A 13,267-nucleotide genomic window follows, 5' to 3' on the forward strand; every position below is an offset into this window, starting at 1 on the left:
AGCCGGAGAGGCTAGCGGGCGAAAGGTATCAATGGGCGGTCAGGGATTAACCTTCGTCGCTGAGGCGTTCGCCGCCTTCAGCTTCGCGGCGCTCACCGCCTTCACGCTCACGGCGTTCACCACCTTCACGGCGCTCGCCGCCTTCGCGACGGGGGCCACGACGGCGGGGGCGGTCGTCACCGCCACGGCCACCGCGTTCGCCGCGATCACCACGGTCGCCGCGCGGGCCACGGTCGCCACGGGAGCCGCGATCACCACGGTCACCGCGTGAGCCACGATCACCACGGTCGCCACCGCCGTTTTGGGCGTAGCGCTCCTTGGCGGCGGCCACCTTGCCGGCGATGCCGTCTTCACCTTCGCGCTCCTGAAGAGCGGCGACACGGCTCAGGCGCACGCGGCCCTTTTCGTCGATACCGACGCACTTGACCCACATTTCGTCGCCCAGCGAGCAGACGTCTTCCACCTTGTTGACGCGGAAGTCGGCCAGCTCGGAGACGTGGACGAGGCCTTCCTTGCCCGGCAAGCACTCGACGAAGCAGCCAAACTCCTTGATGCCACGGACGATACCGCGGTAGAGCTTGCCTTCTTCGATGTCGGCCGTGACGAGGGCGATTTCTTCCAGCGCGCGGCGCATGGATTCGCCCGTCGTGGCGTAGACGTTGACGCGGCCGGAGTTGTCGTCGGCGATGTCGATCTCGGCGCCGGAGACTTCCACGATGCGGCGGATCGTCTTGCCGCCGGTGCCGATGAGGGCGCCGATCTTGTCCGGCTCGATCTGGATCGTCTCGATGCGGGGGGCGTAGGGGCTGAGTTCGGCGCGCGGGGCGGAGATGGATTCGGCCATGACGCCGAGGATCTTGTCGCGCAGCTCCTTGTTGCGGCGGATGGCTTCGACCGCGATCTTGTGCGGAATGCCGCCGATCTTCAAGTCGAGCTGGAAGCCGGTAATACCGTCCTTCGAGCCGCAGATCTTGAAGTCCATGTCGCCGAAGTGGTCTTCCGCACCGATGATGTCGGAGAGGACGACGTGGCGCTTCAGCTTGCCCTTGCCGTCAAACTCCGTCACGAGGCCGCAAGAGATACCGGCCACCATGTTGGTGATCGGCACGCCGGCGTCCATCAGGCTGAGGCAGCCGCCACAAACGGAAGCCATCGAGGTGGAGCCGTTAGACTCCATGATCTCGGAGACGAGGCGGATGGTGTAGGGGAATTCGTCTTCGGCGGGGATGATCGGGAGCAGCGAGCGTTCGGCCAGGTTGCCGTGGCCGATTTCGCGGCGGCCCGGGCCGGCGATGCGGCCGGTCTCACCCACGGAGAAGTTCGGGAAGTTGTAGTGCAGGAGGAAGGACTTTTCCTTCGGGCCGCCTGTCAGGCCGTCCATCTCTTGCGTTTCGCCGGAAGCGCCGAGGGTCGTGAAGACGATGCCCTGGGTTTCGCCGCGCTGGAAGAGGGCGGAGCCGTGCACGCGGGGGTAGAGGCCCACTTCGCACGAAATCGGGCGCAGGTCCTTGGGGGTGCGGCCGTCGGCACGCTTGCCTTCGTCGAGGATCTTGCTGCGGTAGAGTTCTTCCTGCAGTTCTTCGAAGACGAGCATGATCTGGTCGCTCTCGAAGTCGTCGCCGTCGCGCTCCTGCATGGCGGCGCGGGCTTCGTCCTTCAGCACGTCCACGGCCTTGCTGCGCTCGGCCTTGGAATCCTTGAAGACGGCAGTCTGGAGGCGGTCGCCGAGCAGCTTGCGCACAAAGTCGACGTTTTCCTTCTTCGCGACGAAGAGGTTGAAGGTCGCCTTTTCCTTGGCGCACTGGGCGGCCAGTTCTTCCTGCGCCTTGATGATCGGCTGGATCGCCTTCTGGGCAAATTCGAGGGCGGCGATGAAGTCGTCGTCCGGCAGCTCTTCGGCCGAACCTTCGATCATCATCATTTCCTTCTTGTTGCCGACGTAGATGAGGTCGAGGTCGCTCTCATACATCTGCTCGTGGGTCGGGTTGACCACGAATTCGCCGTCGATCATGCCGATGCGGACGCAGCCCACCGGGCCGTTCCACGGGATGTCGGAGCAGAGCAGGGCGGCGGAGGCCGCATTCACCATCAGGATGTCGGGCTCATTCACCGCATCGGCGGAGAAGAGCAGGCCCTGCACCTGGACTTCGTTCATGAAGCCATGCGGGAAGAGGGGGCGCAGGGGACGGTCGCAGAGGCGGGAGGTGAGGATTTCCTTCTCGCTCGGGCGGCCTTCGCGCTTGAAGAAGCCACCGGGCATGCGGCCCGCAGCGTGATACTTCTCGCGGTAGTCGACCGTGAGGGGGAAGAAGTCCTGGCCTTCGCGCAGCTTGGTGGCGGCGGTGGCGGCGACGAACAGGGTCGTTTCGCCCTTGCGGATGGTAACGGAGCCATTGGCCAGCTTGGCCAGCGTACCGGTCTCGATCGTAATGTCGTATTCCGGAATGTAGACGGAGTACTTCTGCTTGAACATGTTCTAACTATTTGGGTTTTGCGGAACCGCCTCCACGTCGCTCCCAGGAAGTTCGCCGAGGCACCCGGGGGTAAGGCGGATGCACCGGCGGACTTCCTGCGAATCGGGTCGTCTCGTGGAGGCGGGAATTAAAAGAAACAGTCGTAAAGCACTTCCGCGCCGATGAACAGAATTTTCCGCGCGGAAGTGAGGTTGGCCGAGATGAGCGGCCCTCTAATACTCGAGCCGATAGGCGGCTACGGTATTACCGGCAAAGGTGGGCACGAGGACCAGTCGCTCTGCCGGGATATAGCCGATGTCGGCGGTATTCAGGCCCTGCTCTCGGGTATCTAGCATCTGGGTGGCCTTGCTGCCTTGCACGAGGAAGACTTCGCCCGACCAGTGGCTGGCGACCCAGGTATCGCCGGTCAGCGCCACCAGGCCGTCGCCGCCCTTGACGCCGTCGCTCACCATCTCCGGGGCCGAGCCGTCGAGCGGGTACTGGCGGAAGCCCAGGTTATCCAGCGCGTAGAGCTTGCCATTGCGGAACTGGAGCCCGTTGACCCCCTCGCGGTCGTCGGCGAAGAGGGAGATCTTGCCCTTTTTCAGCACGTGGACTTTGCCCGTGCGCGTGTCGGAGACGTAGACCTTGCCCGCGTAGGCCGCCACGTCGTTGAGGAACACGGCATCTTTGACGGGGTAGCGCTTGAGGATCTTGCCGGTTGCAAGGTCGATCTCCACCAGGTCGTCGAGGTCGGCCACGTAGAGCTTGCCGTCGCTGATCGCGAGGCCCTTGGGCGCGTCGAGGCCTTCGACCCACTTGAGCTCCAGCACCTTGCCCTCGGTCGAAACCTTGGAGATGAAGCCGACCCCGTCGGCTTCGGCGGGGTTGCCGACGATGTTGCTGACGAAAATGTAGTCGCCCGTGTGATAGTAGAGGGCCGATTCGCAAGTCGTCAGCACCGGTTCGGTTTCCCAGACTTTGGTCAATGTCTGGGCCGTCGCCGTGGCGGCCGAAGAGAGGATGGCTGCAGCCAGAAGGGGGAGATAAGAGCGCTTCATGGCCCCGCAGCATGGGAAAAACGGGCCAAATTGGAAGTCGGATCGGGATATTTCGGCGCAGTTGGCTTGTCTAGCAAAAGACGCTGGCGAACAAGTCGCCAGCGTCGTCGAATGCTCGGGAATCTGAGAGGTCCGCTTAATAAACGTCCACGTAGACGTAATAGATTGTCATGTGGCTGGAGACTTCGAGCCGGTATTCGCCCGCCGGCAGGCTGTTAAATTCAAACCACGCGTAGTCGGAATAGACGGTCCCGTCATCGGGCTGGGTGCCGCCAAGCGGTGCATACGAATAGCCTGCCGCATCCCAGGCGCCGACGATCTGGTTGTCTTCGTCATACAGGTAGTAGACTTGCGGCGCGTTCTGCTGGAAGTTGATTTGGAACACGACCAGCGAGCCGTTGGAGGTAAACGTCTCTGTGACGGTATTGGCCGAGGCGACAGCCGGGAAGAGGAAGGAGAGAAGGAGCGCAAAGAGCGCGGTGTAGCTGCGGTTGTTCATGTTCTTTTTTGGGGTGGGGAGTGTAGCTTTCGTGAGGCGGCGGACGGGCGCGAATCGCCTGTCGGTCCAAGGCCGCTTATAGCTCGCGGAAGCGGTGTGGATGAAATCGCTTAAGGCCTCTCATGTCCAATGGCTGATTTTCTGACCGTAAATATTTAAGTTAATGCACGTTTGTATGGGTGGAGATAGGATCAACCTGCGCGCAAGAAATTCTGGTGACTTACATGCCGAATTTCTTTATCTGGATTGCGATGCGCTTACTCGTGAAAAAGGCGATTAGGTTCTACTTCGGCTTCTTTTTGCTGGCCTTTGTCGTAGGGCATGTGGACTTAGTCTTGGCCATCAGCCGGAAAGACGTAAACGACTATAATCGCCCATTGTTAGCTCTGCCCGGTGCCCTCATGAAATGGGATGGCGGTACACGTTATTGGCTTGGCCTCGGCTATGTAATCATCCGGCGAAACGAGATAATATTTGAGGACGGGGACACCATTGTTTCGAATTACCTGCACGGTTGGGAGTTGCGGCCTTGGCCGATCTTTCGAATCCCGTTTATTGGAAACAGCCTCTTTGCTATGGAGAGACTGGACGAATACAGGAATCTCAAGGATCCCTTTGATTTGACTAGCGCAGAGTTTGTCGTGCCAAGCATGCGGGAGGAGACGCTTCAAGATGAACGTTTTTGGGAAGATGTGCGTTGGGTGGTCTCGGGCGTGGGCTTTGTGCTACTTTTTTTATTTTGGAGGCTGTTTGCTTGGCTGTATGGATTCCTGAAGCATAGGGGCAGCAGGCGTGGGCAGGTCGAGCAGTTTGATCATCCGCGCTAATCTGCGTTTCATCTGCGGCTGAAACCACTTCCAGAACTCCTCCGCCCTTGATTCCCGGAGCACAAAAAAGCCAACCACGTGCGGTGGTTGGCTTGCAGGAAAGGGTGATGAACCCGGAATCGAACTAGCGGCGCAGCTTGAGGCGCTCGAGCATGCTCTTGTACTTCTCGAGGTCGTGCTTCTTGACGTAGTCGAGCAGCTTACGACGGCGATTGGTCAGAGCGATCAGGCCGCGGCGGGAGTGGAAGTCCTTGCGGTGCGTGCGGAGGTGATCCGTCAGGTGCACGATGCGCGCGGTCAGGAGCGCGATCTGGACTTCCGGGCTGCCGGTGTCGGATTCGTGGGTCTTGAAGTCAGCGATAACGCTGGCCTTGTCAACTTGGCTGGAGGTAGACATGTATTTTTGATGAGGTGCACGACTGCGGGGGAAGGGCGACTCACCACTTCCGCCGAACCCGCCGAGGCCGGTCCGACCGTTTTAACCCGGGGATCCGGGCCAGTCGCGGAACTGCTCGCTCGCGCGCTCAGTTCTCAACGCAAAGAGGAAGAAAACAATCAGTGCCGGCGGTGCTGGCAAGTCAAAAAGCCAGGCGGACGGATGCTTTTTCGCGCAGCTGACACCGCAGGCTCTCGATCGCCGCTTCGGTGGTGCCAGTATTGGAGACGACGAGGTCGGCGCTGGCCGCGTAGGGCTGCACGTAGTGGGCGTGCATCGGCTCGACGGTCGAGGTAAATTGCGCGTGCACACTGGCGGCGCTGCGCCCGCGTTCGCCCACATCGCGTTGCAGCCGCCGAGCGAGACGGAGGTCCGCCGGGGCGTCCACAAACACCGCGAGGTCGATCAAGGCGCGCAGGCCGGGCAGGGCAAAGAGTAGCACGCCGTCGAGGATCAGCACCGGGCGGGGTGGGAAGGGCTCGGTGCCGCAAGGCTGGTGAGTGGTGAAGTCGTAGCGTGGCACCTCCACCGCTTGCCCGGCGCGCAGAGCTGCCACATCCCGGCAAAAACGCTCGCCTTGGAGGCAGCCCGGATGGTCGTAATTGCCGGCGAGGGCGGGCGGGATATCGTCCGGGCCCTGGTAATAGCGGTCCAGCTCCAGCAGGGCGGATGTGTCGGGGAGACGGGCGTGGAGCCAGCGCGCGAGCAGGCTCTTGCCGCTGGCCGAGCCGCCGCCAAAGCCGATCACGTAGACGGGCTCGCTCATCAAAGCACGAAGGTGAAGGTAGTCCCGACGTCGACTTCGCTGCGCACCGATACGCTGCCACCTTGCGACTCGACCTGGCTTTTGACGAGGAAGAGCCCGACCCCGTGGGCGTCGGCGTTGCGGTGGAAGGTCTGGTAAAGGCCGAAGAGCTTGTGCCCGTGGCGCTGCAGGTCGATCCCCTGGCCGTTGTCGCGAAATGCCAGCTCGACGTGTCCGCCGGGCAGGGGGCGACTGCGGATGCGCAGGAGGGGCACGCGCTCCGGCGAACGGTATTTGAGCGCGTTGGATGCCATGTTGAGGAAGATGCTTTCCAGGTAGGCGGGCACGAAGGCGATCTGGGGCGCGGCGGAGAAGTCGGCTTCGATCTGGGCGTCCAGAGCCTCAACCTCGGATGCGAGGATCTGTTTCACCTTTTGCAGCACGTCCTCAAAGGCGAGGACTGCGCGCTCTTGCTCCACCTGGCTTTGCACCTTCACCAGTTCGGACAGCTCTTCGATCGTGCTGAAGAGTGTTTCGCTGGTGGAGCCGAAGAGCTCGATCAGCTCTTCGCGCATCTCGGCATCGTCTTCGGTGCGGTAGAGGTCGAGCAGGCTGCGCAGGTTGCCCGTGTGGGTGCGCAGGTTGTGCGTCACGATATGTGCAAAGTGGGTCAGCCGGGTGTTTTGCTTGCTCACGACTTCCAGGGTGCGGCGCAGCTCCAGCTCGCGGCGCTTGGGTTCGTCGATGTTCTGGAGAATGCCCCGCAGCTTCACCACCTCGCCTTTGGAGTCGAGAACGGGTTCGCCGCGGGCTCGTGCCCAAAAAATTTCCCCTTCCACCGGCTGCAGGCGCAACTGCAGCTCGAAGGGTTTGCAGGCGAGGCGGCACTGCTTGACGGCTTCGGTGATGGTGGGCCGGTCTTCCTCGACATAGAAGTCTATCCCCGTCAGCAGGTCGGGCTTGAAATCGGAGGCGACGCCATGCATTTCCCGCACTTCGGGGGACCAGTAGAGCGTTTCGTTGACGAAATCGAGCTCCCAGCTGCCGATCATGGCGAGGCGCGTCACCTCGTGCAGGTGGTAGCTTTGGCGTTCGAGCGCGAGCTCCTTTTCCTTGCGGTCCTGAATGTCGAGCATGGCGCCGATCATGCGCAGCGGCTGGCCGTCGGTGGCGCGGGTGCAGGTGCCGTGCGCTTCCACCCAGTGGTAGTGTCCGTGCTGGTGGCGCACGCGGAATTCGACCCGGTAGGGCAGGCCTTCCTCAAAGTGGTTGCGCGCGGCCAGGCGGACTTTTTCCCGGTCGTCGGGGTGCATCAGCTGGTAGAGCGTCTCGCGCGAGGCTGGCAGCGCGCCCGCCTCGTAGCCCAGGATCTCGTAGAGCCGGTCCGACCAGATGGCCTCGCCGGTCTCGACGTTGTGGTCCCAGATGCCAGCGTGGATGTTGGAAAGGATGAGGTGGAGCTGCTCGAAACTGGCTTCGAAGGCCTGTTGCTGCTCCTGTTCGCGGGTGACGTCGAAGCAGCAGCCAAACATGAGGGAAGGCCGCCCATCGGGCGTCCAGCTGGCGATGCGGCCAAAGCTGTGCACCCAGATGATGCCGCCTTCGCGGTGGCGCGCGCGGAAGGTGCAGCGAAAGGGGATGCGGCCCTTGCTCAAAATATGCTGCTCACGCACCCGGGCGACGAGGGTGAGGTCGTCGGGTAAAATGAGTACGCGGAGGTCGTGCCGGTTCTGGACGGTGGTGGCCGAGATGCCGAAGATCGCCAAGGCTCCCGGGCTGAGAAACATCTCTTCGCTCGCGATATCCCAGGTCCAGTAGCCGGCGCGGCTGCCTTCGATCAATGTTTCGAACCGCAGGTCCTGCTCGTCGATCCGCTGGCGCAGGCGGGTGTTTTCGGCGCGCAGCTGGCGCAGCTCGGCGGCTGGGTCTTGGCCTTCGGGCCCGGCAGTGTCTACGGCGTTCGACATTAAAAACATTTGTTCTAGTTAACCAAGATCGGAGTCTTTTCCCTCTCACTTAGGTTTTTACACCAGATGCGCCGGATTCGCGAATGAGCAACGTCGGGTGTTTCCCCGTTACAGGGCGTTTGTCCTCATGCTTTACCCGGCAATGAAGCGGACGCCTTCGATATGGGCACAGTTGGGCAAGCTGCGCAGCGCCGTCATGATCCGGTCTTCGGTAAATTGCAGCTCGCGGCGGACGATGGAGTTGCCCACCCGGACGAGCAAGACGCCATCGGTGTCGATCTTGGTGGGGGCGCAGCGTTGGGCATAGCGCGCGCCGACGATGCGGGCCCAGTTTTGCATCACCGTCTCCTCCGGCGTCTCCTGGTCGATCTTGTGCCGCTCGAAAATCACCTCCATCAGGGAGTCCAGCCGCTTGGCTCCCCGGTCGAGGCTGTGGCTTTCGTCCTCCGGCAGCCCTTTGAGGTTGGAGAGGAGGTTGTTGACTTGGCGCGAGTAAAACATCCGCAGGAAATCATCCCGGGAAGGGCAAGACGGGGGCAGCGGGCCCTGCCAGATAGCCGTCGGCCTCATCCAGGCGATTCTGTCGGATGATATTGCGTATCTTTACAATGTAAAGTTCGCCTTCGTCGGAATAGAGCACGAGGCCGGCGGCCAGGGCGTGGCCTGTGGCGTCCATCCCCCCGCCGCGCATCTCGGAGCGGATTGCGCGCAGCTCTCGGTAGGCGTTGTTGGTATTGAGGTTGCGCACGTAGGCGCGCAGGGAGGCCGTTACGCTCGGGTAGGTAGCATACTCGTAATAGGGCAGGTGCGGCGGCCGGTCGGTCGGTTCCTTGCCGCAGCCCGGTTCATAACAGAGCATGCCGTAGAGGTTGTTCTCGAAGCGGGCGAGCGACGAGGTGCCCCAGCCGGTTTCGAGCGCAGCCTGGGCGATGGCGAGCCCCACCGGGATGGTATCGACCCGCTCGGCCAGCGCCTGAAAATCGGCCTCGGTAGGTGTGCCGGGCCAGGTGAAGCGGTATTCCAGCGCAAGCTCGTCGAGAAAGCTCTCATCGCGGTCGGGTAGCTCCCCCGTGTTCTGCCAGTGCTGCCAGATGCCGTAGAGGCGCTGCCGCTGGCTGAGGATGCGCTCGTTGATGATCTCGATCTGCGGCGCGAGGAACGAGATGAAGGCCTGTTTGCGCTCGCTCGGATCGTTGAAAGCGTTGAAGTCTGGCAAGGTACGACGCACCCATTCATACCGGGGCAGCGAATGATGGGCGCTGTTGAACCCGATGCCTGCCGTGGCCAGGATCACCAGCATCGCCGCCCAGGGGGTAATCCGACGCAGGCGCTGCCGTGAAGCGCGCCCGACGACGGGACGTATCCGCCCGGTTGTCGAAGTGGAAAACAGCATAATCCAGAGACGCCCCTACGTTACAAGGGCTTACGGCACAATCAAGCATTCACGCTGGATTGCTCGCCACCCGGGCAATGATTGTGGGGTGGAATAGGGGAACGCCTGCCTGAAAGACCGGGGTTTTCTAGAAGAGGATCTGCCCGTTGACCAAGGCGTTGACGAAACGCACCGTGAAGAGCACGAACATCAGCAGACCGAAGATCAGGTTGCACCAGAAGCCGATCTTGGCATGGCTTTCCCCTTGGATGAGGCCATGGCTGCGGAAGATGTTGCGCATGCCGCGCCGCGCCATGAGGAGGCCGATCAAGGCCACCACGAATGCCGCCCCTGGAGCGATCAAGCGGTCGAAGTCCTTCAATACCATGAAGGTGCAGCCCGCCACGATGAGCATGAAGACCGAGCCGAGCGCCAGCCACGAGTGGCGCATCTCCCCCCGGCGTTGGTAGCGGCGATCCGACTTGCTGTTGCGGCGATTCGAGCCGGAAGAGGATCGGGAAGACGAGGGAGACTTTTGACTGGTGGCGGACATGGCAGAAACAGGGGATCGTGTTGTGGTGCGAAACTGAAGGGTGCGGCTCGGGAGTCAAGCCTTCAGGAGTCGGGCGTTAGTGACCGCTGTCAGCGATAGACGTCGGGCAGGCCCTCGCCGCGGCGTTTGAAGCGCTTGTGCAACCACAAATACTGGGCTGGGGCGCGCCGGATCGCAGCCTCCAGCATGCGGTTCATGGCCAAGGCGCCCGCCAGCGGGTCCAGACCTTGCATATCGGCCATTTCGGGCCCGATTTCGACTCGGACCACGCCGCCTTGCATGTCGCGCCGTGCGGCAACGGGCAAGACGGCGGCGTTGGTCATCTTGGCCAGCCGGGAGGTGGCGGTGTTGGTGATCGCCGGTTCGCCAAAGAACGGCACAAGTGCGGAATCCTTGATCTTCCGCCCCTGGTCCGGCGCATACATTACCGATTTGCCCTGTTTGAGCGCCCGGATCAGCGTTTTGACATCGCTCATCGGGATGGCTTCCAGAAAAGCGTGCCGCCGCTGGTGCATTTCCCGCGCAAAAAGTTTGTTGTTCGGCGGGCGATAGAGAGCGCTCAGCCCCGGAACATGCCACTGCACGATCCGGCCGGTTGTCTCCAGGTGGATAAAGTGCGGGATCAGCAGAATTGCGCCCCGCCCCTGCGCCTGCACCGCCTGGAGGTGCTCCAGACCGCTCAAGGTATGCGGAAGATCGAAGTCGCGGTTCGAGCGATACCAGTTGTGCCCCAGCTCCAGCGCCGCGATGCCCATCTGGCGGAAATTTTCCCGCACCAGGTCCTCCCGTTCGCTTTCGGCCAACTCCGGGAAGCAAATGCGCAGGTTGACGCGGGCCACTTGGGCGCGGATCGGGCAGGCGCGGTAAACGCCTTCACCCAGGGCCGCGCCGTAGGCCAGCACATCCGCGTAGTCCATGCGGCTGGCCGCCTGCAGCACTCCCAACCCCAGCCACGAAGGCCAGTAACGCGGGCGGGAAAAGTCGATTTCGCCTTCGGGCACGCTCATGCCCAACATATTGCAGCAAAACCCCACCGCTTGGCAATCCACCGACAAGCGATTGTTGCCTGATTGTGACGCGAGAGGCACCTAACCCACTTGCTTCAACGTATTCACCCCTTGTATACCTTCTCTGCATGACGACGGCTCACCAGCCGGTTGCCTACCGCTTTGGCGGCATGGCCGACCAAATCATGCTCTTGCCTGCGCTCGCCCGCTTGCAGCGCAGCTACGGCATGTCGCCGTTGCTCATCCACCGAGCGGGCTGGTCCGACGAGTTGCTGGCCGAGCAGTGGGGCGAAGTGAGAATTCTCCGGCCAGATCGGCTGCCCTACTGGCTCAACCCCTCGCAGCAAGCCCTGGTGAAAGAGCTGCGCGAGATCGGGCCCGCTCCCGCCTACCTCTTTGGCGACGCCGCGCGCCTCTATCCGCTGCTGGAGCTGGCCGGGCTGCAAGCTGGTGACATTATCGACGCCCGGCATTACCCCCGCGGGCCGCGAGAACACCAGGTAGCCTATCAACTCCGCCTCGCTTCGCAGTGCCCGCCACGCTGGCAAAGCGCATTTTGTGCCGACGCCCCGCTGCGTGAGCTACCAGCCCCCGTGCTGCAAGTCGACGACCGCCAGCGCCGCGAATGCCTCAGCTGGCTGACCGGGCGCCAGTGGGACGACCGCCCCTTTATCCTCATCCAGCCCGGCACCCACCTCACGCAAGAAGAGGAAGACGCCAGCGCCCGCCTCAACTGCCGCTGGCCCGAGCGCCACTGGGCCGCTGTCATCGACACCCTGTCGGTCGAAGCCGAAGGCGCGCGCTTCCTGCTCTGCGGCACGCCCGAAGACCTGCCCTATCACCGCCGCATTCTCGACCTCTGCCGCTACCGCCGCGTCGCCAGTCTGGCGGAAGGTCTCACCGCGTCGCGTCTCCTGCCACTGCTCGAATACGCGCACAGCATGATCAGCGTCAGTGCCGGGCCCGCCCACGCCGCCGCCGCCGTCAACTGCCCGCTGGTCGCCATCTTTGGCCGCACCGACCCGCATCGCGAACGCCCCCTCGCCCGCCAGGCCCCCGTGCTGATCGCCACCCCTCAAGGGCTCGACTGGATTCGCTGGGCGCCCGGCGAAGTCGAGCCCGAGCTGGTCGTGCAAGCCTGGCGAGAACTGGTGCGCACTCACCCCTGGCCCGCCAGCCACCCACGCCGCCGCGCCCCATCCCGCTTGTAAAACGCCTTTCGGCTCTTGAAAAAGCGCCCGGGGCATCTTTGTTTCAAGGTATTATGGATACCCTGACCGCGATCAACGAACGCCGGGCCGTCAAAGCCTACGACCCCGCCCACCAAATGACCGACGCGGAAGTCCGCCAGCTGATGGACTACGTGCGCAAGGCGCCCACCGCCTTTAACCTGCAGAACTGGCGCTTTGTGCTCGTGCGCAATCCCGAGCTGCGCCGCCAGATCCGTGCCGCCGCCTGGGATCAGGCCCAAGTCACCGACGCCTCCCTCCTCGTCGTGCTCACCGCCGACCTCAAGGCCTGGCAAGACCTCGAAGAACCGCTCTCCGACGCCCCGCAGCCGGTCAAAGACTACTTCAAGCCCGCCATCAAGGACTACTATGAGGGCAAGGAGCGCGTGCAGATCGACGAAGCCCACCGCTCCTGTGGCCTCGCCGGCGCCACCCTCATGCTCGCAGCCAAAGCCCTCGGCTACGAAACCAGCCCCATGGACGGCTTCGACTTTCAGAAAGTCGGCGAGCTCATCCGACTGCCCAAAGACCACGTCATCTCCTTCATGATCGCGGTGGGGAAGGGGATCAAGCCCGCCCAACCCAAGCTCGGCTGGCGCCCCTACGACAAAGTCGTTCTCGAAGACACCTTCTAAGGCAACCCGCATGATGCTGATGAAGAGGGGTTTGGTGAATTGGTGGTCAATAAATTCACCATTTTTCCACAAAAAGGCTTGCCAAGCCCTATACCCCTCAGCACTATCACAAACTTTCCATTCGGGCCAGATTAGCTCAATTGGTAGAGCAGCGGACTCTTAATCCGTTGGTTCTGGGTTCGAGTCCCAGATCTGGTACCATTTTTTTGTTAGATGGTGCGGCCCAAGGAAAAACCTGCGCGACTTTTGGCTCGCCACCCGTCTCTCCATCCATATCTCAGAGACGCAAGCGGCCCTTACCGCCCACCCGCCAGCTTAGCTCAGTTGGTAGAGCTACTGATTTGTAATCAGTGGGTCGTCGGTTCGAGTCCGACAGCTGGCTCCATTTTATCCCGTTGATTTGCAACGGTTCTTAAGAGGCTTCGACCCTCTCCCTTGGTTTCAATCATATCCGAAAGGCGGACATATTCGGATGTTTTTACA

The 13,267-nt window shown here is 62.2% G+C and carries 13 protein-coding genes and 2 tRNA genes; 5 read left to right on the forward strand and 10 right to left on the reverse strand.

The genetic code is table 11. From position 1 onward, the window contains the following. Positions 1-46: 46 nt before the first annotated feature. The 3 genes from Q7P63_00980 to Q7P63_00990 all read right to left on the reverse strand — a co-directional run bounded on the left by Q7P63_00980 (position 47) and on the right by Q7P63_00990 (position 4,013). Positions 47-2,473, reverse strand: a complete 2,427-nt coding sequence (locus Q7P63_00980; protein MDP0498649.1) for a polyribonucleotide nucleotidyltransferase — start codon at positions 2,471-2,473, stop codon at positions 47-49. A 213-nt stretch (positions 2,474-2,686) separates the two neighbouring features. Further along, entirely contained in the window at positions 2,687-3,514 is an 828-nt protein-coding gene (locus Q7P63_00985) for an ATP-binding protein (GenBank protein MDP0498650.1), read from the reverse strand. A 136-nt stretch (positions 3,515-3,650) separates the two neighbouring features. Continuing rightward, a complete protein-coding gene (locus Q7P63_00990; GenBank protein ID MDP0498651.1) occupies positions 3,651-4,013 on the reverse strand; it encodes a hypothetical protein in 363 nt (120 codons plus the stop codon). Positions 4,014-4,237: 224 nt separating this feature from the next. Here Q7P63_00990 and Q7P63_00995 point away from each other — a divergent pair, with 224 nt between their 5' ends. Then, positions 4,238-4,840 carry a hypothetical protein gene (locus Q7P63_00995; GenBank protein MDP0498652.1) on the forward strand — a complete coding sequence of 201 codons (603 nt, stop codon included), beginning with the start codon at positions 4,238-4,240 and terminating at the stop codon, positions 4,838-4,840. A gap of 124 nt (positions 4,841-4,964) precedes the next feature. On the opposite strand, the gene rpsO is transcribed toward Q7P63_00995, so the two are convergent. The 7 genes from rpsO to Q7P63_01030 all read right to left on the reverse strand — a co-directional run bounded on the left by rpsO (position 4,965) and on the right by Q7P63_01030 (position 10,920). Further along, complete coding sequence (rpsO, locus tag Q7P63_01000) at positions 4,965-5,237, reverse strand: 30S ribosomal protein S15 (GenBank protein MDP0498653.1); 273 nt, start codon at positions 5,235-5,237, stop codon at positions 4,965-4,967. Between the two features lie 181 nt (positions 5,238-5,418). Next, positions 5,419-6,042 (reverse strand): uridine kinase, encoded by a 624-nt coding sequence (locus Q7P63_01005; GenBank protein MDP0498654.1) that lies wholly within the window; start codon positions 6,040-6,042, stop codon positions 5,419-5,421. Then, on the reverse strand, positions 6,042-7,988 hold the full coding sequence (locus Q7P63_01010) for a PAS domain-containing protein (protein MDP0498655.1): 1,947 nt from the start codon (positions 7,986-7,988) through the stop codon (positions 6,042-6,044). The genes Q7P63_01005 and Q7P63_01010 overlap by 1 nt, the downstream gene beginning before the upstream one ends. A gap of 132 nt (positions 7,989-8,120) precedes the next feature. Then, positions 8,121-8,489 (reverse strand): DUF721 domain-containing protein, encoded by a 369-nt coding sequence (locus Q7P63_01015; protein MDP0498656.1) that lies wholly within the window; start codon positions 8,487-8,489, stop codon positions 8,121-8,123. Positions 8,490-8,499: 10 nt separating this feature from the next. Continuing rightward, a complete protein-coding gene (locus tag Q7P63_01020; GenBank protein ID MDP0498657.1) occupies positions 8,500-9,288 on the reverse strand; it encodes a glucosaminidase domain-containing protein in 789 nt (262 codons plus the stop codon). A 220-nt stretch (positions 9,289-9,508) separates the two neighbouring features. Next, complete coding sequence (locus Q7P63_01025) at positions 9,509-9,913, reverse strand: hypothetical protein (protein ID MDP0498658.1); 405 nt, start codon at positions 9,911-9,913, stop codon at positions 9,509-9,511. A gap of 89 nt (positions 9,914-10,002) precedes the next feature. Then, positions 10,003-10,920: a lipid A biosynthesis acyltransferase gene (locus Q7P63_01030; GenBank protein MDP0498659.1), complete on the reverse strand. Its 918-nt coding sequence runs from the start codon at positions 10,918-10,920 to the stop codon at positions 10,003-10,005. 128 nt (positions 10,921-11,048) lie between these two features. On the opposite strand from Q7P63_01030, the gene Q7P63_01035 reads away from it, so the two are divergent. From Q7P63_01035 to Q7P63_01050, 4 genes are all read left to right on the forward strand, one after another. After that, positions 11,049-12,131, forward strand: a complete 1,083-nt coding sequence (locus Q7P63_01035; GenBank protein ID MDP0498660.1) for a glycosyltransferase family 9 protein — start codon at positions 11,049-11,051, stop codon at positions 12,129-12,131. Positions 12,132-12,184: 53 nt separating this feature from the next. After that, positions 12,185-12,784 carry a nitroreductase family protein gene (locus tag Q7P63_01040; protein ID MDP0498661.1) on the forward strand — a complete coding sequence of 200 codons (600 nt, stop codon included), beginning with the start codon at positions 12,185-12,187 and terminating at the stop codon, positions 12,782-12,784. Positions 12,785-12,909: 125 nt separating this feature from the next. Further along, positions 12,910-12,985, forward strand: a tRNA-Lys gene (locus tag Q7P63_01045). Positions 12,986-13,093: 108 nt separating this feature from the next. Next, a tRNA-Thr gene (locus Q7P63_01050) sits at positions 13,094-13,169 on the forward strand. The last annotated feature ends 98 nt before the right edge of the window (positions 13,170-13,267 follow it).

The sequence above is a fragment of the Verrucomicrobiota bacterium JB022 genome, assembly GCA_030673845.1.
In the GTDB taxonomy this organism is placed as follows: Bacteria; Verrucomicrobiota; Verrucomicrobiia; order Opitutales; family Oceanipulchritudinaceae; genus WOUP01.

Bases quoted from the DNA above. Each gene is read 5' to 3' on its own strand.
- Q7P63_01015 (MDP0498656.1), bottom strand. From the start codon at position 8,489: ATGTTTTACTCGCGCCAAGTCAACAACCTCCTCTCCAACCTCAAAGGG.
- Q7P63_01025 (MDP0498658.1), bottom strand. From the start codon at position 9,913: ATGTCCGCCACCAGTCAAAAGTCTCCCTCGTCTTCCCGATCCTCTTCC.
- rpsO (MDP0498653.1), bottom strand. From the start codon at position 5,237: ATGTCTACCTCCAGCCAAGTTGACAAGGCCAGCGTTATCGCTGACTTC.
- Q7P63_01040 (MDP0498661.1), top strand. From the start codon at position 12,185: ATGGATACCCTGACCGCGATCAACGAACGCCGGGCCGTCAAAGCCTAC.
- Q7P63_00980 (MDP0498649.1), bottom strand. From the start codon at position 2,473: ATGTTCAAGCAGAAGTACTCCGTCTACATTCCGGAATACGACATTACG.
- Q7P63_01005 (MDP0498654.1), bottom strand. From the start codon at position 6,042: ATGAGCGAGCCCGTCTACGTGATCGGCTTTGGCGGCGGCTCGGCCAGC.
- Q7P63_00985 (MDP0498650.1), bottom strand. From the start codon at position 3,514: ATGAAGCGCTCTTATCTCCCCCTTCTGGCTGCAGCCATCCTCTCTTCG.
- Q7P63_01030 (MDP0498659.1), bottom strand. From the start codon at position 10,920: ATGAGCGTGCCCGAAGGCGAAATCGACTTTTCCCGCCCGCGTTACTGG.
- Q7P63_01010 (MDP0498655.1), bottom strand. From the start codon at position 7,988: ATGTCGAACGCCGTAGACACTGCCGGGCCCGAAGGCCAAGACCCAGCC.
- Q7P63_01035 (MDP0498660.1), top strand. From the start codon at position 11,049: ATGACGACGGCTCACCAGCCGGTTGCCTACCGCTTTGGCGGCATGGCC.
- Q7P63_00990 (MDP0498651.1), bottom strand. From the start codon at position 4,013: ATGAACAACCGCAGCTACACCGCGCTCTTTGCGCTCCTTCTCTCCTTC.
- Q7P63_00995 (MDP0498652.1), top strand. From the start codon at position 4,238: ATGCCGAATTTCTTTATCTGGATTGCGATGCGCTTACTCGTGAAAAAG.
- Q7P63_01020 (MDP0498657.1), bottom strand. From the start codon at position 9,288: ATGCTGGTGATCCTGGCCACGGCAGGCATCGGGTTCAACAGCGCCCAT.